Origin of the sequence: Marinifilum sp., assembly GCF_965230805.1 — a bacterium.
Lineage (GTDB): Bacteria > Bacteroidota > Bacteroidia > Bacteroidales > Marinifilaceae > Marinifilum.
Genome location: NZ_OZ246019.1, coordinates 157,307 through 172,547 on the forward strand (window position 1 = coordinate 157,307; position 15,241 = coordinate 172,547).

Here is a 15,241-nt window from a genome sequence, read left to right on the forward strand (position 1 = left end):
TCAATTCGTAAATTCCGATTAGTAAGCTTATACTTGTAAGATGAATCAAAATTGTGAATTTAATACAGAAAGGCTTTTCGTAAAAGACTGGCTTTATAAGAATGATGAAGCTGCAGATCGAATGGATTTTGCAAAAAAAGTAATCAGAATATTAACACCAAAAGTGACCAAATCATTACCTAATGAATGGAAAAAAATAAACACTGTTGCAAAAGCAAACAAGTGGATATTTGACAGGGCTAGTGAAAGCAGTTTTTTATCGGTTTATCTTGAATCAAACCATACTCTAGCAGGCTTCATTTTTCTTTATGAGTCTGAGTCAAAAAACCAAACAATCGATTTGCGATTTGGATATCTTTTGGCTGAATCGGCTTGGAATAAAGGTTTTGGAACGGAACTGATTAACGGATTGGTAAATTGGTGCGAAAAGAATGGTCATGTCAATTCTCTTTCTGGTGGTGTTGAACGAAATAACATTGCTTCCATAAAAGTGATGGAGAAAACAGGATTTTCCATCTCGAAAGAGAGTAAAACCAAGGATGATGTGATTTTTTTCGAACGATTATTTCATTAGTAAATAACGTGAGTTCGACGTAAAACAACACCTCATAAAACAAAGCAGAACAGAATGTCCAATTTTTGGCACAACATACAAACACCTAATTTCTCGTTGGCTCCTATGGAGGATGTTACAGATACATCCTTTCGTGAGTTGATATTGCAAAGCTCTGAAACCAATAAATTACATCTTTTGTTTTCAGAGTTTACTTCGGTAGAAGGCATGTGCCATCCTGTTGGTCGCGGCAAGGTAAAACATCGCTTACAGATTAACGAATCGGAAAAAAAACTTCTGAAAGAAAAAAATGTGAAGCTCATTGCCCAGATTTGGGGTAAAGATCCTGAAAAATATTACAAAACCGCACAATACATTACCAACGAGACTGATTTCGATGGTATTGATATTAATATGGGATGCCCGGTAAAGAATGTTGTGAAAAATGGCTGCTGTTCTGCTTTGATCGATCAGCCCAATCTTGCCAAAGAAATTATATTGGCCACCAAAGAGTCCACCAACTTACCTTTGAGCGTTAAAACACGAATTGGCTTTAAGCAGGTGGTAACCGAATCGTGGATTTCTCATTTGTTAACAACACCTATCGATGCATTTACCATTCATGGCAGGATTCAAAAACAAATGTCGGAAGGATTGGCAGACTGGAACGAAATTGCGAAAGCAGTACAATTGCGAAATGAATTGGCTCCACAGATTAAAATCATTGGCAATGGCGATGTGGATTCGTACCAAGAAGGATTGGATAAATGCAAGAAGTACGGCGTTGATGGTGTGATGATTGGTCGGGGTATTTTTAAAAATCCATGGTTCTTTCAGCCCGATAAAACCAACATGGCTATGGAAGAAAAGCTCGCTTTGCTTCAGGAACACACTCGCTTGTTTGACAAAACCTGGGGCAATTCGAAGAACTTTGCCATTTTGCGTAGATTCTTTAAAATCTACACCAATGAATTTAGAGGAGCTTCGAGCCTTCGCAACAATTTAATGAACACAAGCAATGCAGATGAAGTGTATAATGCAGTGAGACTATTTGTGCAGAACAGTGAATTGTCGCATATGTCTCAACAAAATACATTTCCCGATTAAAAGCATCTGCCAGACTTATATCAAAAAATGAAACGAGTATGGTTAAAATAATTACTTAAACATACACGATAATGATTATTTTGATCTTGCGGCTTACATCTGGCAATAAAATGGAAATTATAAACAGATGTGATTGTACCCATTAGCTCGAGGATCTTAAATGCGTAATAAATCTGCTGTAATCAGACAATAAATTCATTGAAATCGCAGATTGAACACCAATACATAAAACTATTTGCATTATAGGTAAACTTTAGTAGCTTGCTAAGCGCAAATTCTCGTTTCACGCTTCTGCCTTATTGAATTGGAATGCCTTCAGAAATCAGCATCAAAAGTATGTGGCATCGATTTAGAGCAAAACAATAACGAAACTGCGAACAAAAAAATTAAGCTATGATTTTTAACTATATTAACTGGAACCCTAATCCGGAGATCATTAATATTTTCGGATTCTCATTAAGATATTATGGTCTTCTCTTTGTGGGTGGATTGATTGCAAGCATCTACCTCTTAGGATTGATATTCAAAAAAGAAAACATCCCATCGGAGAATTTGGAGAAATTAGCCACTTACGGCATAATTGGTATTTTAATCGGAGCAAGGTTGGGACATTGCTTATTTTATGAGCCATCGTATTACTTATCTCATCCTATGGAAATGATTCTGCCATTTTCTTTTCCTGCCGAAGGTGGAATTGAGTTTACAGGATATCAAGGATTAGCCAGTCATGGCGGTGTGCTGGGTGTACTAATTGCCTTATACATATACTCGCGCAAAACAAAACATTCGATGATTGATACACTTGATTTGATTGCTGTTGTAGCAGGCATAAGCTTGGGTGCAATTCGACTAGGAAACTTTATGAACTCTGAGATTATTGGAATGCCGACTTCAAAGGCTTGGGGTGTGATTTTTGAACAAGTTGATCATGTTCCAAGACATCCTGCTCAATTGTATGAGGCAATCTCCTATTTTCTAATTTTTCGATTATGATATTTTTTTACAATAAAATGCGTGATCGACTCAAAAATGGTCTCCTCTTTGGAATCGCAACAATTTTGTTTTTCACAGCAAGATTTCTAATTGAATTTGTCAAGGAAAATCAGGTAGAATTTGAAGATGGTTTGACTTTTAATATGGGACAACTTTTAAGTTTACCTTATATTGCTGTAGGAATCGGATTCATAATTTACGGACGATTGAAGACCAGGCAAAGCATAAATCCAAAAATATAATTCCTATGATTTTTGGAGGTTTTACACAAGCAAGCAAGAGCTCATGGTCATTAACCTAGCCTATTGCTTTGCAAGGAGTTTCGCCAACTTGCCAACAAGTAACTTTCATCACCAAAAAATACTCACCTCCTGTTAGCTCATTTCAGCAAATATTAGCATATTTAAATTTTTCAAACACTTACTATATTGTACTCACAAAAGCAAGGGACACAAAGCTTGTTTGCTAATGATTCATTTCTGTTTTGATATCCCGTTTTTGATGCTCTCTCTTTAAGTTGAGGGTATCAATATTAAAAGCACAAAGAAATATACCAACAAGGAATATGATAGGATTTTTGATGCTCTGTCTTTAAAAAGCACAAAGAAAAATTTACCACTAAGGAATAAGGAAGGATCTCACCAAGGAACACAAAGCTTTTTTGCTAATGATTCATTTGTTTTTGATGCTCTCTAAGTTGAGGGTATCAATATTAAAAGCACAAAGAAATATACCAACAAGGAATATGATAGGATTTTTGATGCTCTGGCTTTAAAAAGCACAAAGAAATAATTTACCACTCAGGAATAAGGAAGGAACTCAACAAGGCTCACAAAGCTTGTTTGCTAATGATTCATTTCTGTTTTGATGCTCTCACTCTAAGTTGAGGGTATCAATAATTTACCACTAAGGGATACAACAAGGACTCAAAGCTTGTCTGTTTTAGAAACTAATCTGTCTAACAAATTTATTAACTGCCTTGATCGATTAACAATGGCATATTAAAATTCTCTAGGAGCGTTGATCGAAAGGAAAAAGGCCTTTTGAATTTAAAAACGCACTTTGATCGACTGACAATGCCAAAATTAAATTCAAAATGGCCATTGTTCAAGTGACAATGGCCATTTTAAAATTCATACAGACATTGTTTAAGTGACAATCCGCTTTTTTAAATTCAAAAACCGCTTTTCTCAAAAGTCAAAGCCCTAAAAGATTTAAAAGCCCTTTTTCCTTTCGAACAATGGCTCTAGGGAATTTCATAGGGCGTTGTCTTTTGAACAATGCGCCTAGAGAATTTCATAGGGCATTGTCTTTTGAACAACGCCCCTAGAGAATTTCATAGGGCATTGTCTTTTGAACAACGCCCCTAGGGAATTTCATAGGGCGTTGTCTTTTGAACAATGTGCCTAGAGAATTTCTACAGTCATTTTCTCCGACAATGCTTTTTTGTTCTGTTTTCAATTGCCATACTGTTGCAAACCATCCAGACCTAAAGGTATGATATGTTTATTTTGATGCATCAAAATGGCATTGATCCATATTCAACAAACCCAATGCGAATTGTTGCCTGTTGAATCGTGATAATATTGATTATAATTCTTAGATTTGGAATCGTGAATCAAAAATAAGTGCACAATACATACCAATATGGCGTGTATTGTGCACCTTTTTACTCTGAGATAAGAAAAATAAGTGCACCAGTGCACAAATTAATAGTTAGCAACAACCAAAAAGATACAAGAATGGCAGAAGGAATTGGAAAAAGTTTAAAACAAGTAATTGTTGCATTTAAAAATGTTTTAGGAAGACTGATTAGGCAGCATCCTGTGATATTTCTAACATTTATGGCAATAATCACTTATGGTCTTATAATGTTCACAAAGTCAGAACAAAGAATGACTTTTGGACTTTGTATCTTGATATCTTTCGTTTCAATTTTAATTTACACACGAAATAAAAATTATGCGGAGACACTCCTTTCATTTATGTTGGGAGTTTTGACAATTTTTACAATAAAATGGGACACATATACATCAAGATTATTTATTGGATTTTATGTTGCTGTTAATATTATTATCTTTTTCCTTACTTCAATTCGACTTGCAATGAAAGTTGAGACTGAACTTACAGCTGCTGCTTCATATATTGATTTGAATAATTTTAAAAACACTTACAAGAAATTACAGAGAATATCAAAAGTAGATACGCAATATAACGCATTGGGTGGAATTGAAAGAGCAGAAACGATTAAGCATTTAGCATATACTAAAGTTCCAATTGAGGAAATAGAAGAATCGGTTAGAAATATTGAATTAATCAAGGTTGTTTTTCAAACTGACTTAAAAGAGTCCTGTGATTTCTTTAAGACATTATTTTACATTAAGGAAAGAACAGATTCTTATTTTAGCATAACAAATTTATTAGATTTGATAGTAGCTAAACGATTACCATTGACTCCAGAAGAATTCTTGACCATTCTTAATCAGACAAAAAAAGTGATTATAAATAATGTCCTTACTATTGACATGTACTTAAATCTTATTGACGAGTCTGTTTTTGATGGTGAAGATGTTGATGGCATTATTAATAGAATTAAGAAAGAAATGGCAGTTGCTAACAATAGTAACCGTTGCACAACCAAGTAATATTTCTAAAAAATAAGATAAAAGCCATAAAAGTATGCGGATTTGCAAGCTTTTAAGGCTTTGTTTTTTCTGTGTTTTTAGCTTGTGCTTTAAATTATTAAGTGCTTAAATTAACTCTAATTAAGCCAATACACTTCTTCAGGGAATGAAACAGAACAATGGCCTGATTTGTCATTGTTTCAGCTGTTTTATTCATAAATTTCATTAGTTTTTTAAGGTTATAGGCTGTTGCAGACATGTGCATTACCTTATTGGCCTGGGCAATTCCTATAGTGTTGATTTTTCGAAGTCCCATAAATTGTGTTAAGGTTCCGAATACAGGCTCGACTGTAGATTGCCGTTTGCCTTTCATGTATCTGCCGAACTTGCTCTGCACTCTTTTGTTGTTGCGTTTATACTGTTCTACATACACAGTTATTGCGATACGTTTTTCATGGCTTTTGCCCAGGCATTTCTTCTTGATAGGACAGTTTTTGCAATCGCTTCGTTTGGTCAGATAATGATTCTGAAGAGAGTTGGTTACCATTTTTGTTTTTCGAAAAGTAACTTTCTTTCCCATGGGACAAATCCAGTAGTTTTCCTCTTTGCAGAAGGTAAATCCTTCGGGTCCTCCCTTGTAAGTTCCGTGTGGAGGAATGTAGCTGATAATGTTTTCCTTTTCCAGAAAAGCATAGTTTTCTCCGCTACTGTAACCGGCATCGGCAAGAAGGGTTGTCCACAACAAGCCTTGATTTTTAAGTCTTCGCTTTAAACGCTTTGTGGCATCCTGCAAGTATTGATTGTCTTTTTTATCAGCATGGTAGGCTTTTACATCGGTGATCACATGATTGGCAGTATCAACACTGATATTATTTAGATAATTCAGCTTTCTGGCTTTGCCAGGTTTTACGCTGATTCTTGCATCGGGATCGGTTGGGCTGTAATGGGTTTTGTTACTGGTATACTTGGCTCCTTTGTTGGCAGCTCCCGGACGTTGATCCTGATTCTTTTGCCAATTACGATTGCGGGATTTTATTTCCTGCAATTCTCTTTTATCGGCTGTAATGATTTGCTGATTGCGAGAAGCCTTATTCTTTTTAGGCTTCCTGTCTTCTCTACTCTGGTAGCGAGCTTTTTGAAGATAAGCCTCCAGCTGTTCTTCAGGAACTTTCAGTTCCAAACTATCCATGCTGGCATTGGCTTTTATTGGTGCTGAATCCATGGCCTGAGTATGACCTGCAACCATTCCCTTGTCTACACACATGCTTAAAATATGAGTAAAAACCTCTTCAAATATCTTTTCGGGAAACAGTTGTCTTGTTCTGCTTAAAGTACTGTGCCATGGCAATTGCTCATCGATATCAAATCCTAAGAAAAATAGGATATCCAATCGCATGGAGCAGTGTTCAATTAACTGTCTGTCACTTATGATATTTTCTAAATACCCAACTAAACAGAGTTTATAAAAAACAACAGGATCAATGCTCTTCTGTCCACATTTCCCGTAGTAAGCTTGAGTCTTTTTGTATAAAAAGGATAAATCTAAAACGGATCTTAATCTTCGATAGAAATTATTTTCAGGAACTCTTCCGGAGAGTTGAAAGCTGGAAAATAACTTCTCTTGGTAAAGTTTCTTTCCTTGCATTTTTATTTACAAGTTAAGCTATTATCATTGCTAAGTAAAGTTATTATTGTTAGTTTTATTAACAAGTTATCAAGAGTTGTGCAACAGGCACAAAAATTAAAATTAAAGGGCGGTGACGCCCAACTAGATAATGTAATAAAATAACAAACGCAGTACGGTTTTGATAAGGCGGTAGTTGAAAATCACCCTCTAATTTTAGCAAAACCGTTGTGTACAAGCAGGAGAGCCGACTAGACTAGATTAGGAATTGATAAATAAAAACTAATTAGAAAAATAATAAGAATCATGAGAAAAACGATTTTAACTGGATTAATATTAATCACAGTACAATTATTAAATGCCCAAATTAATGCCATAACTGACACAGGAGATGAAGTGATTTTGTATAATGACGGCACATGGAAATACCTAAATGATAGTATTATTAATAATGTTGCTATTCCAGTAAATGAAAAGGAATTTTCGAAAGGAAAAAAGTCAACATTTTTAGTTAAGAGCAAAAAACTAAATGTGGGGATTTGGATTAATCCTAAAAGCTGGAATTTTACGAAAGGTACAGAAAATGATGCTTTTGAATTCCAATTTCAGAAGAAAGGGGATGATTTATATGCAATGTTGATTTCTGAGAAAATGCAGATTCCAATTGAAACCTTGAAAGGTATTGCGATTGAAAATGCAAAAAGTGCAGCACCTGACATTAATGTTATAAAGGAAGAATATAGAAACGTAAATGGAATTCAAGTTTTAATGATGCAAATGGCAGGAACAATTCAAGGTATGAGATTCACTTATTATGGTTATTATTATTCAAATTCAAATGGGACGATTCAATTATTAACCTATACGGGTGAAAACTTATTTAATAATTATCTGGATGACATAGAGGAATTTCTTAATGGATTAGTTGAGATTTAAACAATGCCAGCACACAATCGAGTAGATGGCCAGTGAGCTAACAGCCCACTGGTACACCTCTCACACCACCGTACGTACGGGTCTCGTATACGGCGGTTCGTTAGGTATCAGTGTCATCGCTCTTTACACCAACAACACCTTTGCCCGATTTTAGAATAAGGCTAGACTCAAATAAATGAGAGCTTCCTTATTGAATTTAAGACAACCTAACGTTCAGCCCTTCGCTACTTTGTGAGACCTCCACAGTTTCTATTTGTGGCTCATTTCCCGTAACTACTATGGCTTCTGCTGACTTCTTGTCATAACCAACTCGTGGTTGACAAGATCTCCCCTGGTAAGAGCATTTTCCTTCCTCCAATTCCTGCCTGATCTACTACTTTGGTGTTTCTCTAAAAAAGAGTTAGGACGTCGACATGATGTGCTGCCTTATCCAACCTCATAGCCTCATATCAGGTTCCTGTTCGTCAGTACCGGATTTTGTAGTCTCGCTTCCTTCAGTGCATACCTCACGGTAAACCACCTTGCGACTTACTAATGCTTCCCAGAGTCACCTCGGCACATAAGGGACTTACACCCTCTGGAAAATTAACATACTTATTGTTAGCTCTTTTGACTAAATATTTGCATATTTAAACTTTTTCAAGAGCTTACAAATAAGTGTGCTCTTGCTCATGCAGGGCACACACACGCGGTCATAAAATATTGCGCGGATAGTGATATATTTGAACGAAATAACATTTAATCAACGGTTTAGCGGGCTGATAAGTTTGTGTTTCAAAATGCGCAACGTTTCATACCGCCATCCGTTGTGCTTCATGCAAAAACAGACATACAATGAATAAATGTATAACAGTATTATTACTCGTTCTTTTAAGTTCTTGTTGTAAAGAAGGAGTGGAAGTAAATAGATACCTTCTGACTGAAATAGAGAAAGAATGCATTCCATATCAAAATAGTGAAACGATAGGGTTTATTCACTCCAATGGCTATGAATTTGATGTTACTGTATCAAATAGACATGTGAGAATGGAAAGGACTAAAGTCCATCATTGCGGTGAAAATTATTCAACATATGAATCCTTGAAAGTTGAATTGTTTAGTAATACACCAGAGCTATATGTTAATTTAGAAATGGTTCCTAAAGAATACAATCCACTTATGACTATTTCAATTAATAGCAATAATTTTTATTTAAATATATCCCCTGAGCCAGACTTTGATACACTCACAGTAAATGGGAAAAAGTATCATAATATATATTTCAGCGAATCCTTTGTTGCTGACACATTGACTATTTTACCCAAAGAGATTTTGTACAACAAAGAATATGGTATAATCCAAATCCTAATGACAAATAATGAAAAATTTTCAATTAACGAGTAGTATAGTTTTATTCACGATTTCAATACTTATCTATGGTTGTGTAAACGAACCTTGCTTAGATATTAAAGAATTAGATAGGCAAAGTGCTATAACTAAAGAATGGTATGTGAATGATAGTATTGGCAATCAGATTATAGTTGATAAAAATGAAATTAGTCAAACTTTAACTATCAGCTCACGCCATCAGCATAAATGGGATGATATTGTTGAGGATGATTGTGGAAATGTTTATGGTAGCTTCTATTTTACGATTCAATATAACACATCTCTTTCCCCTTTGCATTTTATGGTTGATATACATGGTTCAGGATTGTCAGAAGATGGCTTTTACTTAAAACTAACTGTAACGGACACAAAATCAGTAGGACATAAGTCAACTACATATGATTTTGTTAAGGGCAATTGTAGAGAAAATAATGCAAACATAGAAATTATCAATGGTACTTTGATAGATAATAAATTTGATAGTGAGGTTTTGATGATAGATTTTAAGAATACGAATACACCTAATGATATAAAGACTGTTTATTATGCAAAGGGCTATGGGATAATTAAATTTGTTGAGGAAAATGGTAATGAATTTGAGGTTCAATAAAAGCACGAAAGCACAATCGAGTAGGCAGCCGCTAGGCCATTAGCCTAGCGGAGAACCTCTCACACCACTGTACACACGGGTCTCGTATATAGCGGTTCGTTAAGTTGTGGGGAAATTTTCTTGTAAATGTCAAGCATTGATTCGTAGCCACGCTTCTTCAATCGATCAAGGGTTATTGTAGTTCCAAGTATTGGACTTTGAGCAATTGCCCAACCTCCCATTCGAGAACGAGACCATGCATAGGCTTGACCCTGTTCTACTCCTAAACGAATCAGGTTTTTCCTTTTTCGTTCAGGCTTTTTCCAATGATGCCAGATACAATATCTGAGCCTGTTACGAACCCATCCATCAACATCTTGAAGTTTAACCAGCATACTAGCCATTCGGAAGTTGTTTACCCAACCTCTTTGAACCTCAGCAAGTTTTTGAATACGTTCTTCAAAACTCATAGGAGTCGTTTTGCGGGTGATGGTTTTTAGCTTTTGCTTTAAGTTTTTCCAACTCTTTTTGGAAACTACCAATTGATATTTGCCTCGTTCCCCTTTCTTGTAGGTTGGTACAAAGCCAAACCCTAAAAGGATGAAGTGAACTGGTCGGCGAATTCCACTCTTTTCCCTGTTGATTTTTAATTTTAGCTTGTCTCTTAAAAACTTGTAAATCGAATTCCCAACTTGTCGGGCTTGCGATTTTGTTTTAAAATAAATGCTAAAATCATCCGCATAGCGTACAAAGCGTAAGTTCTGGAGTTCCAGTTCTCTGTCCAGTTCATGCAAAATGATATTGGACAAAAGAGGACTTAGTGGACTACCTTGTGGTACTCCTTTTCTTCGTTTGACCAGTTTGCCTTCAATTAAAATCAGGGCTCGCAGCCATTTACGAATCAGGCGCATTGTTTCTCTGCATTTTATCTTTCGATAAAGTAACTGCAATAGGTAGCAGTGATCCACTTCATCAAAGAAAGTTTGCAGGTCGATATCTACAATATGCTGAAAGCCATCGTTAATATATCCCTGTGCTTTCATGACTGCCTGATGCAGACTTCGCTTTGGTCGAAATCCAAAACTATTGTCTGAGAATTCAAACTCGAATTTTGCCGTGATTATCTGCAATACCGCTTGCTGAAGCAAACGATCGGTTACGGTCGGAATACCCAATAAGCGCATCTTTCCGTTCCCTTTTGGAATCTCCACACCTAAAATCGCATGGGGCAAATACTTTCCTGTACGAACCTTTTCAGTCAGCTCATCCCGATTAATCGACATGAGGTCTGTAAGTTTGGTTACAGGCATATGATCAACACCTGCAGAACCGTGGTTCTTTTGAACCCCGTACATGGCTCGTAATAAGTTCTTGCCTGTTAGTATTTGCTCAATCATTTTAATTACTTTTTCCCTGTTCCGCTTAATGCAAGGCTAGAATCATAAGAAAGCTTCCTTGCAACATTTGGAACAACTTAACGTTCAACCCTTCACTATTTTGTGAGACCTCCATGGTTTCTATTCATGGCTCGTTACCAATAGCTAATATGGTATCTGCTGACTTCTCAGTACAACTAACCCGTAGTTCCTGAGATATCCCCCGGTAAGAGCATTTTCCTTCCTCCAATTCCTGCCTGATCTACTACTTTGGTGTTTCTCTAAAAAAGAGTTAGGACGTCGACATGATGTGCTGCCTTATCCAACCTCATAGCCTCATATCAGGTTCCTGTTCGTCAGTACCGGATTTTGTAGTCTCGCTTCCTTCAGTGCATACCTCACGGTAAACCACCTTGCGACTTACTAATGCTTCCCAGAGTCACCTCGGCACATAAGGGACTTACACCCTCTGGAAAATTAACATACTTATTGTTAGCTCTTTTGACTAAATATTTGCATATTTAAACTTTTTCAAGAGCTTACAAATAAGTGTGCTCTTGCTCATGCAGGGCACACACAAATTGTATATGGCAGGCGGGGTGCTTGGCGGTCTGACAAGTCAGACCTTGCGCCCACTTTCCTGCGGGTCTGACAGGATTTATATCGAAAATCCCGCCCGACCACATACAAGTGACCGTTGGTGGCAAGGCAAAAAATACCGTACAAATAGGTAAACTAAAATTCGATTAACAAATGAAAATTGTCTTTATAATAATTGGCATAGCTATTCTAGCAGTAGTGACTTTTCTTATTTATAGACTCATAGTCGTTAAACTTCAGAACAGAAAAATAAACGCATTAAGATTTGAGAGGGTCAAAGATTTATATGATAAACTTGAGAATGAAGAAACATTAACAAACGAAGATGTTTTTCCTTTCGCAAAAAACATTTTGACAAGAGAAGCAACTTACCAGTTACTAAATGACTACGACAAAACAGACCTTTTTCCTAAAGACTTATATACCATCATAAATGCTGCTGAAAGTAATTTAGCTAATTGGTTAGAATTTCCGACAGAACTAGACGCCTGCCCTGATGAGATTGAATATATGAAAAGAGTAACTTTTGACCTAAATGGGCAGAATGATTGTGTTCATTATGAAGTTTTTAAATACAAAGTTAATGAACCTCATTGGGCAGCAAAGGATGGTTGGTGCGTTGGTGTTGTTGGACCATATTTTGATGACAGCAAACCATTTGATTTCCCTAATGCAACTTTTAGTAGAATAGATAGCACATTAGATAACGTGACTCCAGACGAAGAAGCAAAATGGGTTCATGAAAATATTACAATAAGAAGATTAAAAGCCCAGCCACCAATCGAGTAGGCAGCCGCTAGGCCATTAGCCTAGCGGAGAACCTCTCACACCACTGTACGTACGGGTCTCGTATACAGCGGTTCGTTAAGTTGTGGGGAAATTTTCTTGTAAATGTCAAGCATTGATTCGTAGCCACGCTTCTTCAATCGATCAAGAGTAATTGTAGTTCCAAGTATTGGACTTCGAGCAATTGCCCAACCTCCCATTCGAGAACGAGACCATGCATAGGCTTGGTAGGGAAAAATAGAATTCTTATTGTTAGCTCGTTCAACTAAATATTTGCTTATTTTAGCTTTTTCAACAGCTTACAAGATAAGTGTGCTCTTGCTCATGCGGGGCACACGCAAGCGGTCATAAAACATTGCGCGGATAGTGCTATATTTGAGCGCAATAACATTTAACGAGTGGCTTAGCGGTTTGATAAGTTTGTGTTTCAAAAAGCGCAACGATTTTATACCGCCAACCGCTAGGGCTAATGATTCCTCTATGTGCTCTCTCTTTAAGTCTACTCTTTATACACATCTTTTATGGTTTGATTAATTGCAGAGGCTCATGAGATATCCATCAAATTTATTTTGAAGTATATCCAGACCATTTTTAATAGTTATGTAACCAGGAGGGTCATGAAATTTGTAACCACTCCATTCACTTAAACGAGCGATTCCCCATGCACTCCATGCAATGGATTTTTCTGTTTTTCGATTTTACCTTCCAGCTAAACCATTAATATTTTCAAAAATTCAATCTCTTCAGCTTTTATCTCATGTTCAATATTCGTAGATAGTTTTAAAGTCAATATTTTCAATGCAACTTGCAAACTCATGACAAGCAGTTTTTTCAGAGTCGCTCCTGTTTCAAGTTGTGAGGATTCAATTTCCGGAACTTTACAACTCTTCAATTCATCCAAACACTCTAATGCTTTAGATACATCATTTATCTGATGGGTTGTTAATAATCTCCACAAAATTGGCTCTTGTCTCAATTCTGGTATCTGAGAGAAATCCATGAAAGAAACCTTCAAAACTCTTGCGTATCATCACATTAAGACACTAAAAAAACACACATCTTAAGCAATGATACAACTCACATTATTAATGAATTAATGAAGTCTTTACTGTCTGGAAATTAAATCAGATTTGTGTATTAAAGAGTAATTTCGATTGAGACCCTCAGGTCTTAACTTCTAATTCTTTCTGTGCTTGTTTTTAGATAGTTGATCCTTAAGAATGTCCCATATTATTGATAATCAGCATTTAATTGCGAATAACCTTTGTTTTAAGAATAGTTTAATTGCAAGGTTATTAGTAAATTGGGTAAAAATCTTGCAGAAATAATGAAAGGAACATTACCTAATCAGAATCAACGGAACTTATTCCGCCCTATTCTAAAAGATATTATTAACCCTAATCATGAACTGATAATTTTATCAAAGCGTATTGATTGGCAATATTTTGAAGATAGCTTTAGTCCATTGTATTCACATACAGGTCAACCAGGTATTCCAATACGCACCATGGTTGGTCTGTTGTTACTAAAAAGGATCTATAATTTAGGTGATGAAACGGTTATGGTACAATGGGTTCAAAATCCATATTACCAGTACTTTTGTGGAGAAGCAGAGTTTCAATGGGAACCACCATGTGATCCTTCAGACATGGTTCATTTTCGAAAACGTATCGGAGAAGAGGGAGCAGAAAAAATATTGGAAGTATCTATTCACACCAGAAAAGATGAAATCAGAAGTACCAATGACGTTCTGATAGACACAACAGCCCAGGAAAAAAACATAAGCTATCCAACGGATGCCAAACTACTGATAAAAGTGATTAAACGATGCAACAAAATTGCCAAAGAGCAGGGAATTGATCAACGTCAGAATTACAAAAGAACAATGAAAAAACTGTTGCTAAAACAACGCTTTGCTCATCATCCAAAACGTAAGAAAGAAGCAACAGCTGCGCTACGAAAATTGCGAACTATAGCAGGACGATTGGTTCGGGAACTGGAACGAAAACTCAGTGAAGATGCTTTGAAACAATACCAGGAGATTCTAAAGAATTGTAACAAAATTGTAGTTCAAAAGAGAAATGACAAGAACAAAATTTACAGTTTACATGAACCCGAAACGGCTTGCATAGCAAAAGGAAAAGCTCATAAAAAGTTTGAATTTGGATCAAAAGTATCTTTCGCTGTAGTGCCGGGAGTAAATATTATAGTTGGCATCAAAAATTTTAATGGTAATCCCAATGACACATCAACACTTGAACCTGCATTGGAAAATATTGAGAAGATAAGTAAGATAAAGTTTAAAAATGCTATTGTGGATCGAGGTTACAAAGGAAAAAAGATGGTACGTGGCACCTGTATTGTAACGCCAAGACCACCTTCTTCAAGGCAGCATTATTCAAAAGACACAATGCGTAAGAAGTGCAGATCCAGAGCTGCTGTTGAACCTGTAATTGGACATACAAAACATGGTAACCGAATGATCAGAAATTATCTGAAAGGAATTGTTGGTAACTCTGTTAATGCAAACTTGGCTGCTGCAGGATATAACTTCAAAGGATTACTGCGAAGAATCAAAGAGCAGATTCTTTGGACATTAATTTTTCTGGGAAGTAAGTACAAAATCCCAGAAAAATTAATTTATAAATTGACTTAGTAAGGATCGACTAGATAAAAAAATTGTCA

11 protein-coding genes and 1 pseudogene are annotated in these 15,241 nt (G+C 36.2%); 9 read left to right on the plus strand and 3 right to left on the minus strand.

What is annotated here, in order from left to right; translation table 11 throughout:
• The first annotated feature begins 40 nt into the window (after window positions 1–40).
• The 4 genes and pseudogenes from ACO05S_RS00590 to ACO05S_RS00605 all read left to right on the plus strand — a co-directional run bounded on the left by ACO05S_RS00590 (window position 41) and on the right by ACO05S_RS00605 (window position 5,298).
• Window positions 41–574 carry a GNAT family N-acetyltransferase gene (locus ACO05S_RS00590; protein WP_421919611.1) on the plus strand — a complete coding sequence of 178 codons (534 nt, stop codon included), beginning with the start codon at window positions 41–43 and terminating at the stop codon, window positions 572–574.
• Window positions 575–628: 54 nt separating this feature from the next.
• Window positions 629–1,660, plus strand: coding sequence for a tRNA dihydrouridine synthase (locus tag ACO05S_RS00595; RefSeq protein ID WP_421919612.1), 1,032 nt, complete (start codon window positions 629–631; stop codon window positions 1,658–1,660).
• A 393-nt stretch (window positions 1,661–2,053) separates the two neighbouring features.
• Window positions 2,054–2,895 (plus strand): annotated as a pseudogene (lgt, locus tag ACO05S_RS00600) (prolipoprotein diacylglyceryl transferase).
• A gap of 1,500 nt (window positions 2,896–4,395) precedes the next feature.
• Window positions 4,396–5,298 (plus strand): hypothetical protein, encoded by a 903-nt coding sequence (locus tag ACO05S_RS00605; protein ID WP_421919613.1) that lies wholly within the window; start codon window positions 4,396–4,398, stop codon window positions 5,296–5,298.
• Window positions 5,299–5,395: 97 nt separating this feature from the next.
• Here the strand turns inward: ACO05S_RS00605 and ACO05S_RS00610 are convergent, their stop codons facing one another.
• Window positions 5,396–6,922: an IS1182 family transposase gene (locus ACO05S_RS00610; protein WP_421919614.1), complete on the minus strand. Its 1,527-nt coding sequence runs from the start codon at window positions 6,920–6,922 to the stop codon at window positions 5,396–5,398.
• A 285-nt stretch (window positions 6,923–7,207) separates the two neighbouring features.
• On the opposite strand from ACO05S_RS00610, the gene ACO05S_RS00615 reads away from it, so the two are divergent.
• The 3 genes from ACO05S_RS00615 to ACO05S_RS00625 all read left to right on the plus strand — a co-directional run bounded on the left by ACO05S_RS00615 (window position 7,208) and on the right by ACO05S_RS00625 (window position 9,815).
• Complete coding sequence (locus ACO05S_RS00615) at window positions 7,208–7,837, plus strand: hypothetical protein (RefSeq protein ID WP_421919615.1); 630 nt, start codon at window positions 7,208–7,210, stop codon at window positions 7,835–7,837.
• An 834-nt stretch (window positions 7,838–8,671) separates the two neighbouring features.
• Window positions 8,672–9,220 carry a hypothetical protein gene (locus tag ACO05S_RS00620; protein WP_421919616.1) on the plus strand — a complete coding sequence of 183 codons (549 nt, stop codon included), beginning with the start codon at window positions 8,672–8,674 and terminating at the stop codon, window positions 9,218–9,220.
• The gene (locus ACO05S_RS00625; protein WP_421919617.1) at window positions 9,195–9,815 is read left to right on the plus strand and encodes a hypothetical protein; all 621 of its coding nucleotides are present in this window, start codon (window positions 9,195–9,197) and stop codon (window positions 9,813–9,815) included. Before ACO05S_RS00620 ends, ACO05S_RS00625 begins: the two co-directional genes overlap by 26 nt.
• Window positions 9,816–9,874: 59 nt before the next feature.
• On the opposite strand, the gene ltrA is transcribed toward ACO05S_RS00625, so the two are convergent.
• Complete coding sequence (gene ltrA, locus ACO05S_RS00630; protein WP_421919618.1) at window positions 9,875–11,191, minus strand: group II intron reverse transcriptase/maturase; 1,317 nt, start codon at window positions 11,189–11,191, stop codon at window positions 9,875–9,877.
• Window positions 11,192–11,923: 732 nt separating this feature from the next.
• On the opposite strand from ltrA, the gene ACO05S_RS00635 reads away from it, so the two are divergent.
• Entirely contained in the window at window positions 11,924–12,559 is a 636-nt protein-coding gene (locus ACO05S_RS00635; protein ID WP_421919619.1) for a hypothetical protein, read from the plus strand.
• A 706-nt stretch (window positions 12,560–13,265) separates the two neighbouring features.
• On the opposite strand, the gene ACO05S_RS00640 is transcribed toward ACO05S_RS00635, so the two are convergent.
• Window positions 13,266–13,556: a hypothetical protein gene (locus tag ACO05S_RS00640; protein ID WP_421919620.1), complete on the minus strand. Its 291-nt coding sequence runs from the start codon at window positions 13,554–13,556 to the stop codon at window positions 13,266–13,268.
• A 327-nt stretch (window positions 13,557–13,883) separates the two neighbouring features.
• Between ACO05S_RS00640 and ACO05S_RS00645 the strand changes: the two genes are divergently transcribed.
• Window positions 13,884–15,212 carry an IS5 family transposase gene (locus ACO05S_RS00645; RefSeq protein WP_421919621.1) on the plus strand — a complete coding sequence of 443 codons (1,329 nt, stop codon included), beginning with the start codon at window positions 13,884–13,886 and terminating at the stop codon, window positions 15,210–15,212.
• Window positions 15,213–15,241: the final 29 nt, after the last annotated feature.